Origin of the sequence: Massilimicrobiota sp. An80, from assembly GCF_002159255.1 — a bacterium.
Taxonomy (GTDB): domain Bacteria; phylum Bacillota_I; class Bacilli_A; order Erysipelotrichales; family Coprobacillaceae; genus Allocoprobacillus; species Allocoprobacillus merdigallinarum.
Genome location: NZ_NFHI01000005.1, coordinates 37,283 through 53,851, shown reverse-complemented (window position 1 = coordinate 53,851; position 16,569 = coordinate 37,283). Strand labels below are relative to the sequence as shown.

Below are 16,569 nucleotides of genomic sequence, written 5' to 3'. Positions count from 1 at the left end.
TTCTTTTCAAACGGTTTTATAAAACAAAATGTAGACATTATACTTGTTTTGCATATTTTAACATTTCAGTTTTAAAAGCATGTTTACGTGAATATCTTTTTATATAGTCTTTCACAAATGTTTCCATGCTTGTTATGTTTTTATTGAGATATAAAATTTCTGATAAAACAACAATTTCTTTTGCAACCTCATAATAGCTATGACGATGAGTTCCTCCTACAATAACTTCAGCTCTTTGTTCGATTTCATCTTTTAACCATTGGATACATTTCTTTTTGAATTCATCAGTCATCATGTATTTTTCTTTCCAGATATGAAATAACTGATAGAAATCTTCTCCTCTTACTTTTAAACTACGCTTTAAATCATCCATAACTGCATCATCAGCCACAAAATGCATCTTTTCTGGTTTCAGATACATGAGTAATAATGGTATAAGTATTCCTTTTAAATTTGATGACCATCCAAGATTATCTTGATCTTTTTCAGCTTTTTCAAGAATGTTTTCGTAGTCTCCTAAGAAAAATAAAAGAATCTCTTTTTGATCAGAAGATAAAGAAGCTTTTTCTTGTTCTAGGGTTGCAAATTCAAAACGAATAGTATAGTTTTTCTTCTGAAATTCAGTTTTTATAAAAGCGATATCACAATCTAATGTATATAATTGCAAACAATGATTAATCTGAGGATTGGATAAGAAAGATATTTTATATAACTCTATATCATCTGGACAGTATGGAATCAGTTTTTCAGCAATTTTTGAGCGTATCGTTAAACCTTCATCTAGCTGCTTGAAAGCCTGTGATGCGATCGTTTTAGCATGTTCTAATTGATGTAAAGAAAGCTCATAGTCAATAACATCTAGATATAAAGATGGATGTTTAGCTCCTATCTCGAAAGTCATTTTTGTTAATTGATTGATATCTCCATAAAGAAAGCATATATCTCTTAAAAGCTTTGCTGCATAGTCTCCTGGCGTATTTTCTAAAAATGATGTCCATCGATCATATTCATCATCACTCAGTGTTATCTCTTCTGGTCCAAAAGCCATTAAATCGCTGAGAACATATTCAACCTTACTCTGATTGAAATATGAATACATTTCAGATATATTTCGATGTAGCTGAAAAGCAGCATATAAATAATAAAGTGAATATTGTTCAAGGCTAACATCCATCAAGTTATTTTCAAATAACTCTGCAAAAGATAATTCATATATATCCCCATAATCATATACAGCTTCATATTCTAAATCTTGCAGCTTTTGAAGAATATTGAATCCCTGCTGATATTGACAATTATTGATATATAGAAAAGCATCTTGAATATAATCATTCAATTGATTTAAAAGATCACATTCTTTTGTATAATACGTTATATATTCTGAATCATAGCCATAATAATAATCATCCTCTTCTGTTGCAGGTATCGTTAATTCCCCATCACTCACATCCTTGATAAATTGTTGAAAGTCTTTTTCATGAAAATTGATGATTTGAGAATGTTCAAAATTTAAACTTTCTAACATTTTTTGACGTTGACTTTTATCAAGAACCCTGGCATATTGATAAATCCATTGATTCTTTTCTTCTTCACTCATTGTATTCAATCTTTGTTGAATCTGATTCATATAATCTTTATATTCCATAACAACCTCTTACTTTTTTAATGTATTTTCGTTAAAGATAAATGCTGGCCCATCATCAATACAAGCCTCAAGATCAATATATTGACTAATAAAACGGAAATAGCCATTTTTTCCAAGATCTTTTTCAAATCTATCCATGCTGACTAATATTCTAGACAAACATAGAAAAATATTTTTAAAAATATAATCAAACTGTGATTCATCTTTTAAATCAACAAACTTTGACAAATAATCATATAACTGTGGATTGATATAAGGATTACACATTTTCTCTAATCCGTCTGCTAAAGATAAAATGTCTTCAGTTGTATAATCTGTATAATCACTTGTATAATGATTCTTCAAATCTAATAAACGATTCATGACAATATGTATAATCTTCTTCGCTTCAAATGTATCAATCTTATACAGGGCATGTAATACTAATAAATGAGATTCAATCACAAAAAGCTCATCTTCCAATTCTTCAACATCAGATTTTAATTTTCCATATTCTCTTTGAATATGTCTTAAATTACGACGTTCTTCCTGAGCATCAAATTCATATTCACCTGGCACATGATAAATGGGTTCCAAGTTATCTAAAAACGCTTTCCATTTTTCATTATTAAATTCCTGTAAATGAAAATTTTCCTGGATATACATTTCCATATAAAAGGCAAGTAATTCTATAGCTCTTTCTTCACTCATTCCTTGATCTAACATTTTTTGATACATATTCATTGTATTTTCATCTAAATGATCTTGAACTTGATTTGTTATGATATCTATTGCTGCACTTCTTATATATTCTCTTTCTGACATAGTCGTTCTCCTTTTTTATGCTTTATATTTTTTATATTTATCTTGTAAGCTTTGTCTAGGTTCAATATTTAATTTTAAACCATACTCATAAGCTTCAATCCATTCTTTTTTGGAAAAGAATATCTCTGTTAACATCAAAACTTTATAAAGAGTCACTTCCTGATTACGTTCATAGCTGTTTTTAAAATAATATTGAAGAGCCTTTTCAAAGGAACCATAGTGAAAAATGAAAACAACATCATTCGTTTCATTCAGTAATGAAGTTGCTTCATAAAGTCTATCATCATAACGTTCTAATGAAGCAATAAACTTTTTCTGTGACTCAATAAATTTTTGACCATATTCTTTAACCATATCACGATATTCCAGTTTTTGAATATGAAAGTTTAAAACGCCGTATAACATTTCATGCAAACATTCACGACTCAAATAACAATGTGTTGCACCAGTAACCATCTCTCGTATTGTCTCTTCTGTGACTGGTAATTGCATCTGTCGTTTTATATATTCTTCATATAACTCTTCTTGAGCGATACCAACTGATGCAAAAGGATCATCATTTGAAAAAACATAAACACCACAGCCATAACTTAACACCTTATAAATTTCACGAATCAATATAACAACTTGTAAAAAATCAGGATGATCTGAGGGAACCTCAAATAAAATCTTTAAATATCTTTTGACTTTATAACGCCATTTAGGCCTTTCTTTTTTAGGCACAATACGATTAGGGGCTATATAAAAGCCATGATAAGCATCCTGTAAAAAATCTTGAATTTCAACAAATAAATCATTTAATGAAACTTCTTCTTGTTTAACTGTTTTTTTCTTACCTTCACCTTTCACAATACTTTCAATAACACTATCTAATTCTTCTTTTTTTGATTTTGGTAAAGCTTTGTAAACTTCTACAAAAGCATCATTAATCAGCTTTATGTCTTTATCTTTTAATAAATCTCTTAATTCTTTAACCTTCATTCTTTTCCTTCTTTCATCACTTTTTGTGTTTCTTGTAATAATTCATATACTAATTGCTGGTGTGAAATTCTCATCATATAATCTTGTTCTTTAACATTTGATAGTAAATTCATATTTCCATACCAGATCATTTCTTTATCAATTATAGCGTAATGTTCATATAAAGATGAAATAACAATCACATGAATAGCATTTTCTTTTAAATTTTGAATCAATATGTTCGTTTTTTCAACCATATTTTTTGGATAACTTTTAGAATCTAAAGTGAGAATTGTTATGGAAATATTTTCTTTTAACTTAGATTGAAACAATCTTAAATAATAATTAACACTCTTTTGACTTAAACCTGGACTTGAAATCACAATACTTTCATTAGCACATTCTATATCTTTATCGAATATTTTTTGATAATCAGAGTTATCATATATCATTTGAATTTCATCTTCACGGACATGTAATGTTGTACATATTTCATAGCCCATCTTTTTGTACGTTCTCATACGTTTATGATACATTTTTTCCAATGTTTTTATATGTGAATCAATATAATCATAAATAATAACATCTTTTTTTCCTTCAAAATCTCTATGCAATCTTCCTGAATATTGCTCAACATTACTTTCTACTGAAATAGGAACAGTTAAAAATAATGTATCTAGTCTTGGAAAATTGAAACCTTCTCCTACATATTGTGCTGTTGCTACTAAGATAACACTTTCTTGTTTGTTAATATTTTTGAGTTTTTCACGTATTTGTCTGTTGGTTTTATGACCTTTACCCCCAACCAACAGAAAAATATGGTCACTTCGTCCCTGTAATTGTTCATATAAATATTGAGCATGTTCCTTAAATTTTGTAATAATCAATGGTGTACGTTTATTTTGAAGTGCTTCTTTTATATCTGTAAGAATTTGATGATTTCTTTCTTGATCATGAATCAATTTTTGATACATTTCATTTATTGATATTTTTGTATTTTCTAAATCTATGAATCTCGTAAAACGTGGGAAGATATAATGATTGACATTTTGAAGTTGTAATCTTTGCTTGGTCGTAAACTGATATCGAATAGGTCCTAATTGCATAAAAGTTTTTTGTTCCAAACCATCTTCTCTTTTTGGAGTTGCAGTAAATCCATAAACATATTTAGCGCGAACTTCAGTGAGTACATCATAAAGTGTAGTCGATGCACTATGATGACATTCATCTACAATAATCATCCCATAGTTCCTAACCAAATCTTTGATTTCACCTTTTGTAATGAGTGAATTGACAATAGCAATATCAATAATACCAGTTACAGAATTATGATTACTATATAATTTCCCAATAACACTCTTTCTTGTTTTCTTTATCCCTGATGGAGTTGTGTATGTTGGTAATTTCTCATGAACACTTAAAAAGCGGTTAAGATCATCTTCCCAGTTATTCATAATCAAATTGGTATGAACGATAATGAGTGTATTCACTTTTCTTTGAGCTATCAAGTTTGTTCCAACAACAGTTTTGCCAAACGCAGTCGTTGCATGACAAATTCCTATATCATTTTCTAATAATGTTTCACATGCCTTTTGTTGATTATCATATAATTGACCTATAAAATCGACATCTATTTTCTTTTGCGAATTTCTAAGATCTTCTATATGATATGTAATTTGACTTTTTTCTAATTCATTTCGAAGAACTGATAAACATCCCCTAGGCAAACAAATCCAATAATCTATATCAATTGCGCATTCTATCCATGAATTCATCCCTCTAACAGATAATCCCATTGCTCTTCTCTTAAAAAATTCTTTATTTCTAAAAGCTGCTAAACGTCTTATTTGATTTTGAATTCTTGGCTTCAAACTTCTTGTATCAATATAAACCATATTTGCAAATTTGATGTCAACATGATGATTGACATCATCTTTATGAAAATGATTTTCTTTAATCCATGGTTGAGATATCGAATAATCATAATTCTCACTAAATATATCTTTATCTTTCCATAATTCAAGTTTCTCTTCTACAAATTCCAATGATAGTTTTTTAACTTTTTCAAGACATTCCCATTGATGGGGATAAACATTCCAATTTTCATCTACAAAAGCACTATTTTGTTTTTTCAAAGCCTGGCCCTGTAATGGTAAGGCAATTAAATTTCCTAACCCATCATCCGCCAAATGATCTTGTGCAGGAATCATACGATCATATGTTTGAAATGTTTTTAAATTAATAGATTGAGCACCTATATTTAATAGCGCTCTACCAAAACGTCTTGCTGTTATAGCAGGTAAGGGTTGATCAAAGAAAATCCAAAGATGAGCCCCTCTACCTGATCGTGATCTTTCCACAAGAATATCAATTTGATGTAATTGACAAATTTCTCTTAAAGCATTGACCTCTTCTTTCCAACTATTATCAACATTCTCACCATCTGTTCCGACTTCGTGATTATCAAAATCAAATACCAATAAGTTTGTAGTTTCATCTTCTAACATAGGATAAATACCTATGACGTCATTACCATTGATATCGTTTCCTTTAAGATGCTCCATAACAACTCTTTGATTTAACACTTTCCATTTTTTATTTGGACAATATTTACATTTTATTTTTTTATTTGTTTTTTTCAAACAGATTTCATTTTTCCAAAAGTTTTCACATTGAGGATAATATTCAACTCTCCCATCTTTATTAATATGTCTTTGACTATAAACATCTTTTCTCCCTTTAAAAAGTCGATAAAATATAATCGCATGTCTTGGGGTAATGACTTCACTATTAATGAAATGATTTTCCTTTTCTATTTGATGATAAACAATATGATGTTTATCTAAAAGCTTTTCTAAATATTCTATTCTTTTTTTGAGTTGCATATTTTCTTTTTCTAAGTCTTCAAATGTCGTCATTTTACCCATGATAATATCCTCATTATTTACTTTTTCTATCATATATTTTCTCATTAAAAGAAATAAAACACAATAAGTATTTTGTATATCGACTTCCATAATATTCAAAGAAAAGAATTTGTTTTGATAAAGTGGCATTTATGTTATACTTATAACAAGGAAGAAGGTGTAACAATGAAAAAGGCTTTACCTATTGGAGTCATGGATTATCATAAACTTATATCTGAAAATTATTATAATGTAGATAAAAGTTTAATGATTAAAGATTTTCTCGAAAGAAAAACGACTGTAACCTTAATTACACGACCAAGACGTTTTGGTAAAACTCTTAATATGTCTATGATGGCTGAGTTTTTTGATATAACCAAAAATTCAAAAGACATATTCAAAAATACAAAGATTATGCAGACAGAATATGCTTCATACATAAATCAATATCCAACCATCTTTATATCTTTTGCTAATGCTAAAGGTCATAAAGAACAACTTATTTTATCAATAAAAACAACTTTACAAGATATTTATGAAAAAAATGAACATGTATTTTCTAATATGTCTAAATTTGAAAAAAGTCGTTATAACAGAATTGTTGATGCTTTAATTCATGATAATAGCTTAAATACGATAAGCGAATCATTAGATTTTTTAATGAAAAGGATGGAAAAATATTACCATCAAAAAGTTATGGTTTTTATAGATGAATATGATACACCTTTTATCGAAGCACATGTAGGTGAATTTTATGATGATATCAAAAGCGGTTTAGCTTCATTACTTCATAATGCCTTAAAAACTTCTCCAAGTCTGCAATATGCTATGTTGACAGGCATACAAAGAGTCGCTAAAGAAAATATTTTTAGTGATTTAAATAATCCAGCTGTTTGCACTCTTACAGATCAGCATTATAGTCAATATTTCGGATTTACAGAAACAGAAACAAAAGCTATGCTAGAATATTATGGACTTTCATTGAATGATAAAGTCAAAGCCATGTATGATGGCTATCATATTGGAAACATGGAAATTTATAACCCCTGGTCTATTATTAATTATATCGACAATAAAGAATTAAGACCTTATTGGGTCAATACAAGCTCTAATAAAATGATTAAAGATGCGATGAAAGAATGTGATACATCTTTTAAGCAAGGATATGAAAAACTTATTGAAACAGGAAAACTTGAAACACTCGTACAAATGGAAACAAGTTTTTTTGAAGTAAGTAATACTCCTAATCTATGGGGGTTATTTGTTAATGCAGGATACTTAACAACAGAAAAAACAAATTCTTTGCAAATTGATAGATATATTTTACGTATTCCAAATCAAGAAGTGCAAAAAGAATTTCAGCAATTAACCTCTTATTATCTCAATATTTCTTCAACAGATCTATCCGGATTATGCGATGCATTATTGTTTGGTAATCAAATTGATTTTGAAAATTATTATACTCACATTTTATTGACATTACCATCTTATCATGATTTGCAAAATGAAAATAGCTATCATGTAATGTTTCTAGGAATGTGTGCATGGTTATCCCATGACTATGAAATCATCAGTAATAAAGAAGCCGGAAAAAGTCGTTGTGATATTATTCTAAAAGCAAAAAGTGCAATATCACCTTCTTATATATTGGAATTCAAATATTCAACAAACAAAGAAAAAATAGAACAGCTTTCTAATCAAGCTATTCAACAAATTCAAAAAAATCATTATGACGCCAATATGTCAGGCAAAGTTATTTATATTGGATTAGCCCATTGCGGCAAAGATGTTTTTATAACATGGAGAAACAAAGACAAGCAATAGTAACCAAATTTGCTTGTCTTTTATTCTTATTACCATAATTTATTTTTTGAATAATTAAGTCTACTCTTTCTATAATAATTATTCTTTTTTTAATTCAACTAATAAAAATACAGACAAGTTATTCATTTAATATCTATAATTTTTTATCAATTTTATAAAGTTTTATTTAAACAAATGATTGATAGCTTCAATATCTTTATGTGAAGTTTATTCTCTACCATTAAATTTTCCTATTAGTTTATCTTTAAATGTGTGAAGTCCTTTTATTATCCAAAGAACTTAATAAGATTTTTACAATGCCTTTCAACCAGATTTCCCATATTTTATATTGAAAAGGTGAAAATGATTGAAAGAGTACAACTTTCTCTATAAATTCTTAGTAAAATTGTTGTATAATAATTTTCAGGTGGTGAATATCATGTATAGAATATACTATAAAAATAAAGATGAACTTGAAGCTCAATTACTTGATTTTAAAATACTTTTTGCTTATCACTCGAACAAAATTGAAAATCAAAACACAGATTACCATGATACAAGAGATATATTTGAAAAAGGGAAAGTATCCAATTACACTGGAGATTTAAGGACACTTTTTGAAATTCAAAATCAAAAAGATTGTTATCATTTTTTGCTTGATAAAATTATTGACAAGGTACCCTTAAGTATTCCTCTTATCAAGAAGATTCATTATGAACTTTCAAAAGGAACATATGATTCATATCGTTATGATATGAATCATGAAAGACCAGGAGAATTCAAAAAACATGATTATATTACAGGTAAATATGAAGTAGGAAGTTATCCTGAAAATGTCGAAAGCGATCTTCAAGAACTGCTCGAAGAAATAAATGAGTATGAAGGAGAAGATGTTTTCACTGTGGCAAGTTACCTTCATGCCTGTTTTGAAAATATTCATCCATTTGCTGATGCAAATGGAAGAACTGGAAGAACAATCATGAATTATTATCTGCTTATTCATAATGTCAGCCCTATCATTATATATGAAGAAGATAGGAAAGAATACTATGATTGTCTTGAAAAATTTGATGTAGATTCCAAATTACAGCCACTCAAGAATTTTATTATCAAACAGCAGGAAAAGACATGGACACGACAACCAAAAAAGGCAATAAAACTAAATGATATAATGAATAACAATGAAATGAAATGATAATTAAGTCTAGAAGAAAATATAGATTATCTCAATTTTCATCTAGCTTGAATAGCCCATACAATATTGCATGGGCTGTTTCTTTTTTCAAATATTACCTATAATATTTTCATTAGAATAAATATGTTATCTTTAGATTAGAATATGTAAAAAAGATGAAACTCTCTCCGTCTAAAGATAAAGCTTCATCTAAATAAAAACTCAAAACATAAAATAAAAGTTCCCTATCATTGTTGAAACGTGGATTCAGCTAAAAGCCTACCATAAAACAATAAGGGAACTTATATCATGGAGCAGCACTAGCCTTAAAGGCTACAATAAGAAGACATCCATGACATTGTCATTATAAAGCTATATTTTATTTTCTTCAATAAGAATTATCATAAAATTCAAATCATTTGATTATTCTACAAACTCTATATTATGTTTATGACACCATTGAATAGCCAATTCTCTATGAGTTTCATATAAGAATTGTTGCCATGCAGTGTTCAATTGATTTTTATAGATGAAATTCTTAAAGCGACGAAACGCTCCTTTATCTTTTAATATCTTTTGAAGTTCTCTTTTCATATGCTGATCTTTTAATTGATTGGCGAACATTTCCATAATATGATATTCATGAATGTCATAATGATCTGGTAGTTGTATATAATCTGGTGAATTCAATACAATCATTTTTTTAGCAATATTCGTATCATCATCTATATTGATAAATTGTCCGTGAGATATTTGATAATACCAAGTTATATCCTGATCAGTCATTTCAATAGCTCTAATCACATCTTTTAACTTAACCTTAAATATTCTAATCTCTTCTATCATGGCTGGTCTATTAGGATATAACGATATCAGATGATTTGATAAATCAAAAGCTTTATCAAAATCATATTCACTGATTTTATGAATAAACTCAGCCATTTCATGATAGAAACTTCTTGATCCTGTATGTCTTAAACTATTCATCACATAGCGACTATAATATTGAATCATGTTGTCTAAACAATGTTCAAAAAGAATATCTTCATGTTTCTTCATACCAAATATATCATCATTTTTAGCTAAATATTGAAATAAAGCATCATACATTTTTTCTTGTATATAAATTTCACTTATATTGATTTGGTTCTTTTCTAAATCATGGATAATGTCTTTTTTCTTGTGTTCCCATATTTCTGGTAAATATGATTGTTGAAGTAACTGATAATATTGGATTTGTCCAGGATATTGATGATAAAGCAACTCAGTAGCAAGAGCAATGATTTGCTCATTTTGATTGGTTTGTTTATAAATATCAAGAAGTAATAAATAAATATCTTGATGAGGATGTTCTTGAAGTTGTTGGAGACATAAATCAATGGCTTTTTGATAGTCTTGATGATTCATATAAAGATTGATAGCTTCTTTAATAAATACTAAATTGTTTTTATTGGTGTCTATAACAGAAGATAATGATTCTCTTTGATAGTGATATAAAATATAAAGATATTTATCGTAGATTTCAGTTAAAATAGGATAAGAACTTATCTTTTGTTGATAGGATGATAAAAGATCATCTAGAGGTATGTTTTGTTGATGAAGTTTGTCAATAAGTTGATAAATCACAGATTGGTTATATTTTACACAGAGATCAAAATAAATACTTGTTTTTTCATTTTGAGATGCATAAGTATCTATTAGTTGAATCATCTGATGAAAGAAATCTTCCTGATAAGATTGTAAAGATGGAAATGTATGAAGAAGCTGATTGAGCGCTTCTTTAGCTAAATCTGGTATATATTGATCTTGATAAAAATGATGTAAGTTTTGAATTGATGTGTATATCTTTTCATAATCTTCACTAAGAGGTATTTGATTTGATGATATATATTGATAAATCATTTGATATATATGATTGACTCTTTGCATATCTTCTATAATATGGAAAAAGGTTTGATATGTTTCTGATGATTCAAGAGTTTGACCAATGATCTCCAGTAATTCTTCTTTTGATTTCTTTGATAAGGGTTCTAAAATTTCATGACCTTGGTACATATCACTGCAATTATCATCTTTTGTATCATAATCATAGCCATAGTCATCATAATCATCGTCATAATCCTCATAATCATAATCGTCATAATCATAAGATGAATGATCACCAAATAACTCTATAAGTAATGCAGCTTCATGTTTACATTTTTTACCTTTCATAGCATAAGGACAAGTACAACGCATATCAGTAATCTTCAGTTGATCAGAAACTTCTATTTCAACATCATACTCATGGTTGCCTAATACCTTTCCTTTATATACATTTCCCACTTTAACAACATTGTAAACACCACCACTATTGTAGATATCAACACCTCTATTATAAATATGTCTTGCAAAATAATTTTGAATATTCATTATTATTCCTCATTTCTTATTTCACTATATAATCATAAATATCTTGTCTTACAGGTTGATCTAAATGATATAAAATTTCACATACTGGAATTTGATCTGCCATATATTCTTGTTTGATATTTATAATATTTCCAATACCTAAATAATAAAATTCTTTAGAAGTTTTATCATCTTTATTCTTTCGAACAAAAATATGAATTATTGTTTGTCTTTGTTTAGCTTGAGTAAATATATCCATCCCTTTACTACCAAGTTTTAATTTACTCTTTGACATAGCAACTAATGTTTGTGGGTCTACAAAATGATCTGTATATTTAATTGTATCTGCAATATCTTCTTCCTTATCATAATTAATAAAGACTGGTAAAGTATTTGTATGTTGATCATATTTATATCCACCTATGTTTAAAGGGACAAGATTCTTTTCCCAATTAAGTAACTGACAAACATCCTCATATGTATATTTCTTATATAAACATAAATCTGTGTTTTGATAACGTTGACTATACTCTCGTTTATATAGATCTATACTATAATCAATGACTTCTAATACTTGTCTTTTAAATTCTTCATTATTTAATAGTGATTGAAAAACATGAGATATGTTCCAATCAGTATCCAAAATAGGAACATCTTTAAAAGCATCTTTAGATGATCCTGTTGCAAAATTTTGAGTTAATATGTTTTGTATTGTTGTATAACTCACTTCTGGCATTTGAATTTGATATTCATCTAACATTTGTTGTTTTAAATATTCATTAACATGTACTTTTCTTTCTATAGCAAGTTTAATGGCTTCTAATTCTTGAACACGTTTAGCTGAAGAAAGTTTTGATGAAATAAATTGTAAATACTTTTCTTCTAATGAAGAAAATTGAACATCATATTCTTTCTCATATTTCTTTAAAAACATATGATAAGAACCTAAACCCTTATTTTGAAATATCTTTTGGATATCAATAGCACCATATTTTTCAAAATCTTTAATATGAGGTATTCTGCCCAATTTAGCTTTTAATTGAACATAACTTTCTTTAATCAGTTTAACATCATTAAAATTTGCATGATCAATTGATTCAAAGATTCTTTTTTGAGATATTTCATCAAATTGAATTGTTGATACTCCAGGTATTAAGACATTTCTTTCAGTTATAAATTGTCTCAGTGTATCTTTATTTAAGTTTGTATTTCCACTTAAAGCTATAGGAATTAAAAAGTTTCTTTCATAATTCCCAATAAAATCAATAACAACAACATAATCTTTTTCATCATTTTTTCTTAATCCTCTCCCAAGTTGTTGTACAAAAATAATAGCTGATTGTGTTGGTCTAAGCATCACAACTTGATTTACTTTAGGAATATCAATTCCTTCATTAAAAATATCAACTGTAAAAATATAATCTAAGCCATCTTCATCATTAGATTCAAGGCGATCCATTGCTTCCTGTCTTTTTTCTTCATTATCATCACCAGTTAATGCAATAGTATTATAACCTCTTTGATTAAATAAATTGGACAATTCAATAGCTTCTTGTTTCCTACTTACAAAAATTAAACCATGAACCTTTTCACCTGAATATCCATATTCTTCAATTTTTTCAATAATATAATCAATACGTTTTTCATTAATTAAAAGATTAAAATCAGATTTATCATCTATACTAATACCATCAATATTTAAATCAGTGATACCATAATAATGGAAAGGACATAACAGATCATATTCCATTGCTTGTTGAAGTCTGATCTCATAAGCAATATTATAATGAAACATTTTATATATATCAAACTGATCATTTCTTTCTGGTGTAGCTGACATACCTAATAAAAATTGAGGATGAAAATAATGAACTAATTCTTGATATGTATAAGCTCCCGCTTTATGAACTTCATCAATAATAATATAATCAAATTCATCTTGTTTAAATAATTCTCTATTTTCTTTTTTATGAATAGTTTGAACTGTTGAAAACAAATAATCTTTATCCAATTCTTTAACATTGCCAGAAAAAATACCCATTGTTTTATCTTTAATAATTGTTTGAAATGTTTCCATAGCTTTCAAAGCAATACTTTTTCTATGAACAACAAATAACATTCTACGAGGTTTAACTTTTTGAACATCAAAAGCAGAAAGATATGTCTTACCGGTTCCTGTTGCTGAAATAAGCAAAGCCCTACCTTGATTTTGTTGTCTTAAGTGTTCTAATGAAGCTAAAGCTTGACGTTGCATATAATTGGGAACAATGTCTCTTTTAATATGTCGTATTGCGTGTTTTTCAGGTTTAACATAATTTTTTTGATATTCATTGATCCATTCATGAGTTAAAGGAATTGATCTTTGCCATTGATTTTCAAATTCATCTTGTATTTGTTTTATTGTATCATTTTGTTTATGTGATGATACATAAACATTCCATTCTTGATTTAATGATAAAGCAGACTGTGTTAAGTTTGAACTTCCTACTATTGCCCAATAATTTGAATTTTTTTGGAAGATATAACCTTTAGAATGAAAACCATGATGATCATCATATACTCGTACCTCTATGTTAGGATATTTTAATAAGTCTTTAAACATTTTAGGTTCATTAAATCCTAAATATGTACTTGTGATGATTCTTCCTTTTTTATTTTGAACTTTCAATTTATGTAAAGTTTCTCTAATAGAAGCCAATCCTGATAACGCTATAAAAGCAACAGAAATATCAAATGTATCACAATCTAATAATGCATTTTCAATATCTGTTATAACCTTTTTGTTTTGTTGTTGATCATTATAAATGAGTCTAGTTCTTTCTTGTAATAAAAGGTTATCCATTGTGAACCTTCTTTCTTATTTCCTCGATAACTTGTACATCAGCAGGAACCCATAATATATCTTCTTGAACAGGATGAATCCATTTTGCATCTAAATGTTCTAATAATGAAATATGTGAATCTTTCAAATGACATAAATAACAATCCATTTCCAATATAAAATCTGGATATTGATAATGAACATGACATACAAATGAATCAACTTCAATATTTGCTTCCATTTCTTCTTTTATTTCCCTTTTTAATGCTTCTTCAGGTGTTTCACCTTTTTCTATTTTTCCTCCAGGAAACTCATACATTCCTTTGAATTCTCCATATCCTCTTTTAGCAATTAATATCTGATCATCTCTTTTGATGATGGCAGCAACAACATTAACTATTTTCATAATTTCCTCCACAAACTTGACTATATAAGTATTGAAAGCAAAAATACTTTATACTTTTTTAAAACACGTATTTCAATTATATCATATCAATAATATTTAAAAAACTTTTTCAAATGAAAAAATCTAATAATAGTCCCCCTATTATTAGATCTTAAAAAATTACTTTTTAATTAAAACAATATTATAATTTTTCCCTTCAATATTCTTTTTATTAATCAACCTAACACGTTCTCTCACTGGCTCTGGATGTTCGTCGGCAATTAGAATAATTCTACCGATAGGTTTATTCAATAATAGTTGTTCATCCCACAACTTTTCAAAAAAGTAGAGATCATTAACTTTAGTTTTTATACATTCAAAATACAAATCATAACCCTCATGAGTGCAAACTTGACAATTACAAATAAATTTTTTTGTTTTAATAGCATCATAAATTATGTTTTCTTTATCAACAAAAGTCAAATTTACAACTTGATCAATAAATTTCATTTTTATATTTTGATTCATTTCTTTTTCATCATACAATAATGAAATTTGATCAGCAATCCAATGAAATAAAAATGCGGTTTTTGAATCAGATCTATTTAAACCAGTTTTTGTTGTACGTGTATTAGGTAGTCTTCCTCTTTTATCAGAAATTAAATTGACAACTATGAGATTACCATTATAAAATGGATGTGATTTTATACCCCAAATTTCTTCAAAGCCCAAAAATTCAAGCAATCTCCCGTTAAAACGTATTTCTACTCCTGAAGATCTCATATTTTTTAAATAATATTTCTTTGTTAGTGTATTTTTTGACATGATAATATGTTTCAAATCGATTTTGACTACTCCATTACCTAAATCAACCATTTGCGATTTATTCATTTTACACTTTTCGACAACTGGAAATATAGGTTTTACATCAGCTATACTATTATATTCTTTATCGTCATCAAAAGCCTTTATTGTTATTTTAATATTTTCTTGTTTAATGATATATGAATAATGAACACCTAAATCTTCATACAATAGATCCACTAAATCTTTAAATTGAGATGTTTGACTTCCAAATGGAATTCTTATTGTCTTAAAAATATCATATGAACATGTGAATTTAATAATTGTTCCTGTTTCACTACCCGTCAAGCAATTTCCTTTATGTATCTCAACATTCATACCTTTAAATGAATAAGGTGCTCTTACTACTTTATATTGCCCCTGTAAAGCATCTTTTATTGTTCTTGTCATTATTATCCAGCTCAAATTAAAAGGATCAACAAACGATAAACCATTATTCGAACCACTTCCATGTTCATTAAACAAAGATTCAAAAAATTTCATTCCTCCCAGAGTTAAAGCATTTTCAATGTCTATAATACCTTTTCCATGATCTTCGATTATAACTTCTACTTTATTTTTGCTCATTTTTTTGAATGTAATAATAATTTCACCATTTTTAATTTTATTTCTAATAAAATCCGAAATAGCATTATCCACAAACTCATGAATAACTTGAGAAAGATTTTCAAAATGATAGCCAAGAGTCTTCCATAAGTGATCTATATCAGGAATTAAGTTTAATTTTTTCATTTTCTTCCCCTTTCCAAAAGAAATATAACACAAAAACATTTAACAAATTCAAAATTTTTATTCTTTGTAAAAAATTTAAATTGT

Annotated in this window: 10 protein-coding genes; 2 read left to right on the top strand and 8 right to left on the bottom strand. The window is 27.7% G+C overall.

Annotated features, from left to right (window positions below):
* Nucleotides 1-37: 37 nt before the first annotated feature.
* Genes B5G32_RS02555 through B5G32_RS02540 form a run of 4 tightly spaced genes read right to left on the bottom strand, consistent with a single transcriptional unit; the run spans nucleotide 38 to nucleotide 6,369 of the window.
* Nucleotides 38-1,645 (bottom strand): hypothetical protein, encoded by a 1,608-nt coding sequence (locus B5G32_RS02555; RefSeq protein ID WP_087935763.1) that lies wholly within the window; start codon nucleotides 1,643-1,645, stop codon nucleotides 38-40.
* Nucleotides 1,646-1,654: 9 nt separating this feature from the next.
* Nucleotides 1,655-2,449, bottom strand: coding sequence for a hypothetical protein (locus B5G32_RS02550; protein ID WP_087243119.1), 795 nt, complete (start codon nucleotides 2,447-2,449; stop codon nucleotides 1,655-1,657).
* A gap of 15 nt (nucleotides 2,450-2,464) precedes the next feature.
* Nucleotides 2,465-3,430 (bottom strand): hypothetical protein, encoded by a 966-nt coding sequence (locus B5G32_RS02545; RefSeq protein WP_087935762.1) that lies wholly within the window; start codon nucleotides 3,428-3,430, stop codon nucleotides 2,465-2,467.
* Nucleotides 3,427-6,369, bottom strand: coding sequence for a TOTE conflict system archaeo-eukaryotic primase domain-containing protein (locus tag B5G32_RS02540; RefSeq protein WP_158093956.1), 2,943 nt, complete (start codon nucleotides 6,367-6,369; stop codon nucleotides 3,427-3,429). Before B5G32_RS02540 ends, B5G32_RS02545 begins: the two co-directional genes overlap by 4 nt.
* Before the next feature lie 132 nt (nucleotides 6,370-6,501).
* Between B5G32_RS02540 and B5G32_RS02535 the strand changes: the two genes are divergently transcribed.
* Both B5G32_RS02535 and B5G32_RS02530 read left to right on the top strand, forming a co-directional pair.
* Nucleotides 6,502-8,139 carry an AAA family ATPase gene (locus B5G32_RS02535; protein ID WP_087935760.1) on the top strand — a complete coding sequence of 546 codons (1,638 nt, stop codon included), beginning with the start codon at nucleotides 6,502-6,504 and terminating at the stop codon, nucleotides 8,137-8,139.
* A gap of 418 nt (nucleotides 8,140-8,557) precedes the next feature.
* Nucleotides 8,558-9,313: a Fic family protein gene (locus tag B5G32_RS02530; RefSeq protein WP_087243115.1), complete on the top strand. Its 756-nt coding sequence runs from the start codon at nucleotides 8,558-8,560 to the stop codon at nucleotides 9,311-9,313.
* Nucleotides 9,314-9,715: 402 nt separating this feature from the next.
* On the opposite strand, the gene B5G32_RS02525 is transcribed toward B5G32_RS02530, so the two are convergent.
* From B5G32_RS02525 to B5G32_RS02510, 4 genes are all read right to left on the bottom strand, one after another.
* On the bottom strand, nucleotides 9,716-11,704 hold the full coding sequence (locus B5G32_RS02525; RefSeq protein WP_087935759.1) for a UPF0158 family protein: 1,989 nt from the start codon (nucleotides 11,702-11,704) through the stop codon (nucleotides 9,716-9,718).
* A 16-nt stretch (nucleotides 11,705-11,720) separates the two neighbouring features.
* Nucleotides 11,721-14,525, bottom strand: coding sequence for a DEAD/DEAH box helicase (locus B5G32_RS02520; protein WP_087935758.1), 2,805 nt, complete (start codon nucleotides 14,523-14,525; stop codon nucleotides 11,721-11,723).
* Nucleotides 14,518-14,910, bottom strand: coding sequence for a (deoxy)nucleoside triphosphate pyrophosphohydrolase (locus B5G32_RS02515; protein WP_087935757.1), 393 nt, complete (start codon nucleotides 14,908-14,910; stop codon nucleotides 14,518-14,520). Before B5G32_RS02515 ends, B5G32_RS02520 begins: the two co-directional genes overlap by 8 nt.
* Before the next feature lie 159 nt (nucleotides 14,911-15,069).
* Nucleotides 15,070-16,485 (bottom strand): ATP-binding protein, encoded by a 1,416-nt coding sequence (locus B5G32_RS02510; RefSeq protein ID WP_158093955.1) that lies wholly within the window; start codon nucleotides 16,483-16,485, stop codon nucleotides 15,070-15,072.
* Nucleotides 16,486-16,569 lie beyond the last annotated feature (84 nt).

Bases quoted from the DNA above. Each gene is read 5' to 3' on its own strand.
- B5G32_RS02520 (WP_087935758.1), bottom strand. From the start codon at position 14,525: ATGGATAACCTTTTATTACAAGAAAGAACTAGACTCATTTATAATGAT.
- B5G32_RS02510 (WP_158093955.1), bottom strand. From the start codon at position 16,485: ATGAAAAAATTAAACTTAATTCCTGATATAGATCACTTATGGAAGACT.
- B5G32_RS02525 (WP_087935759.1), bottom strand. From the start codon at position 11,704: ATGAATATTCAAAATTATTTTGCAAGACATATTTATAATAGAGGTGTT.
- B5G32_RS02550 (WP_087243119.1), bottom strand. From the start codon at position 2,449: ATGTCAGAAAGAGAATATATAAGAAGTGCAGCAATAGATATCATAACA.
- B5G32_RS02530 (WP_087243115.1), top strand. From the start codon at position 8,558: ATGTATAGAATATACTATAAAAATAAAGATGAACTTGAAGCTCAATTA.
- B5G32_RS02515 (WP_087935757.1), bottom strand. From the start codon at position 14,910: ATGAAAATAGTTAATGTTGTTGCTGCCATCATCAAAAGAGATGATCAG.
- B5G32_RS02555 (WP_087935763.1), bottom strand. From the start codon at position 1,645: ATGGAATATAAAGATTATATGAATCAGATTCAACAAAGATTGAATACA.
- B5G32_RS02545 (WP_087935762.1), bottom strand. From the start codon at position 3,430: ATGAAGGTTAAAGAATTAAGAGATTTATTAAAAGATAAAGACATAAAG.
- B5G32_RS02535 (WP_087935760.1), top strand. From the start codon at position 6,502: ATGAAAAAGGCTTTACCTATTGGAGTCATGGATTATCATAAACTTATA.
- B5G32_RS02540 (WP_158093956.1), bottom strand. From the start codon at position 6,369: ATGATAGAAAAAGTAAATAATGAGGATATTATCATGGGTAAAATGACG.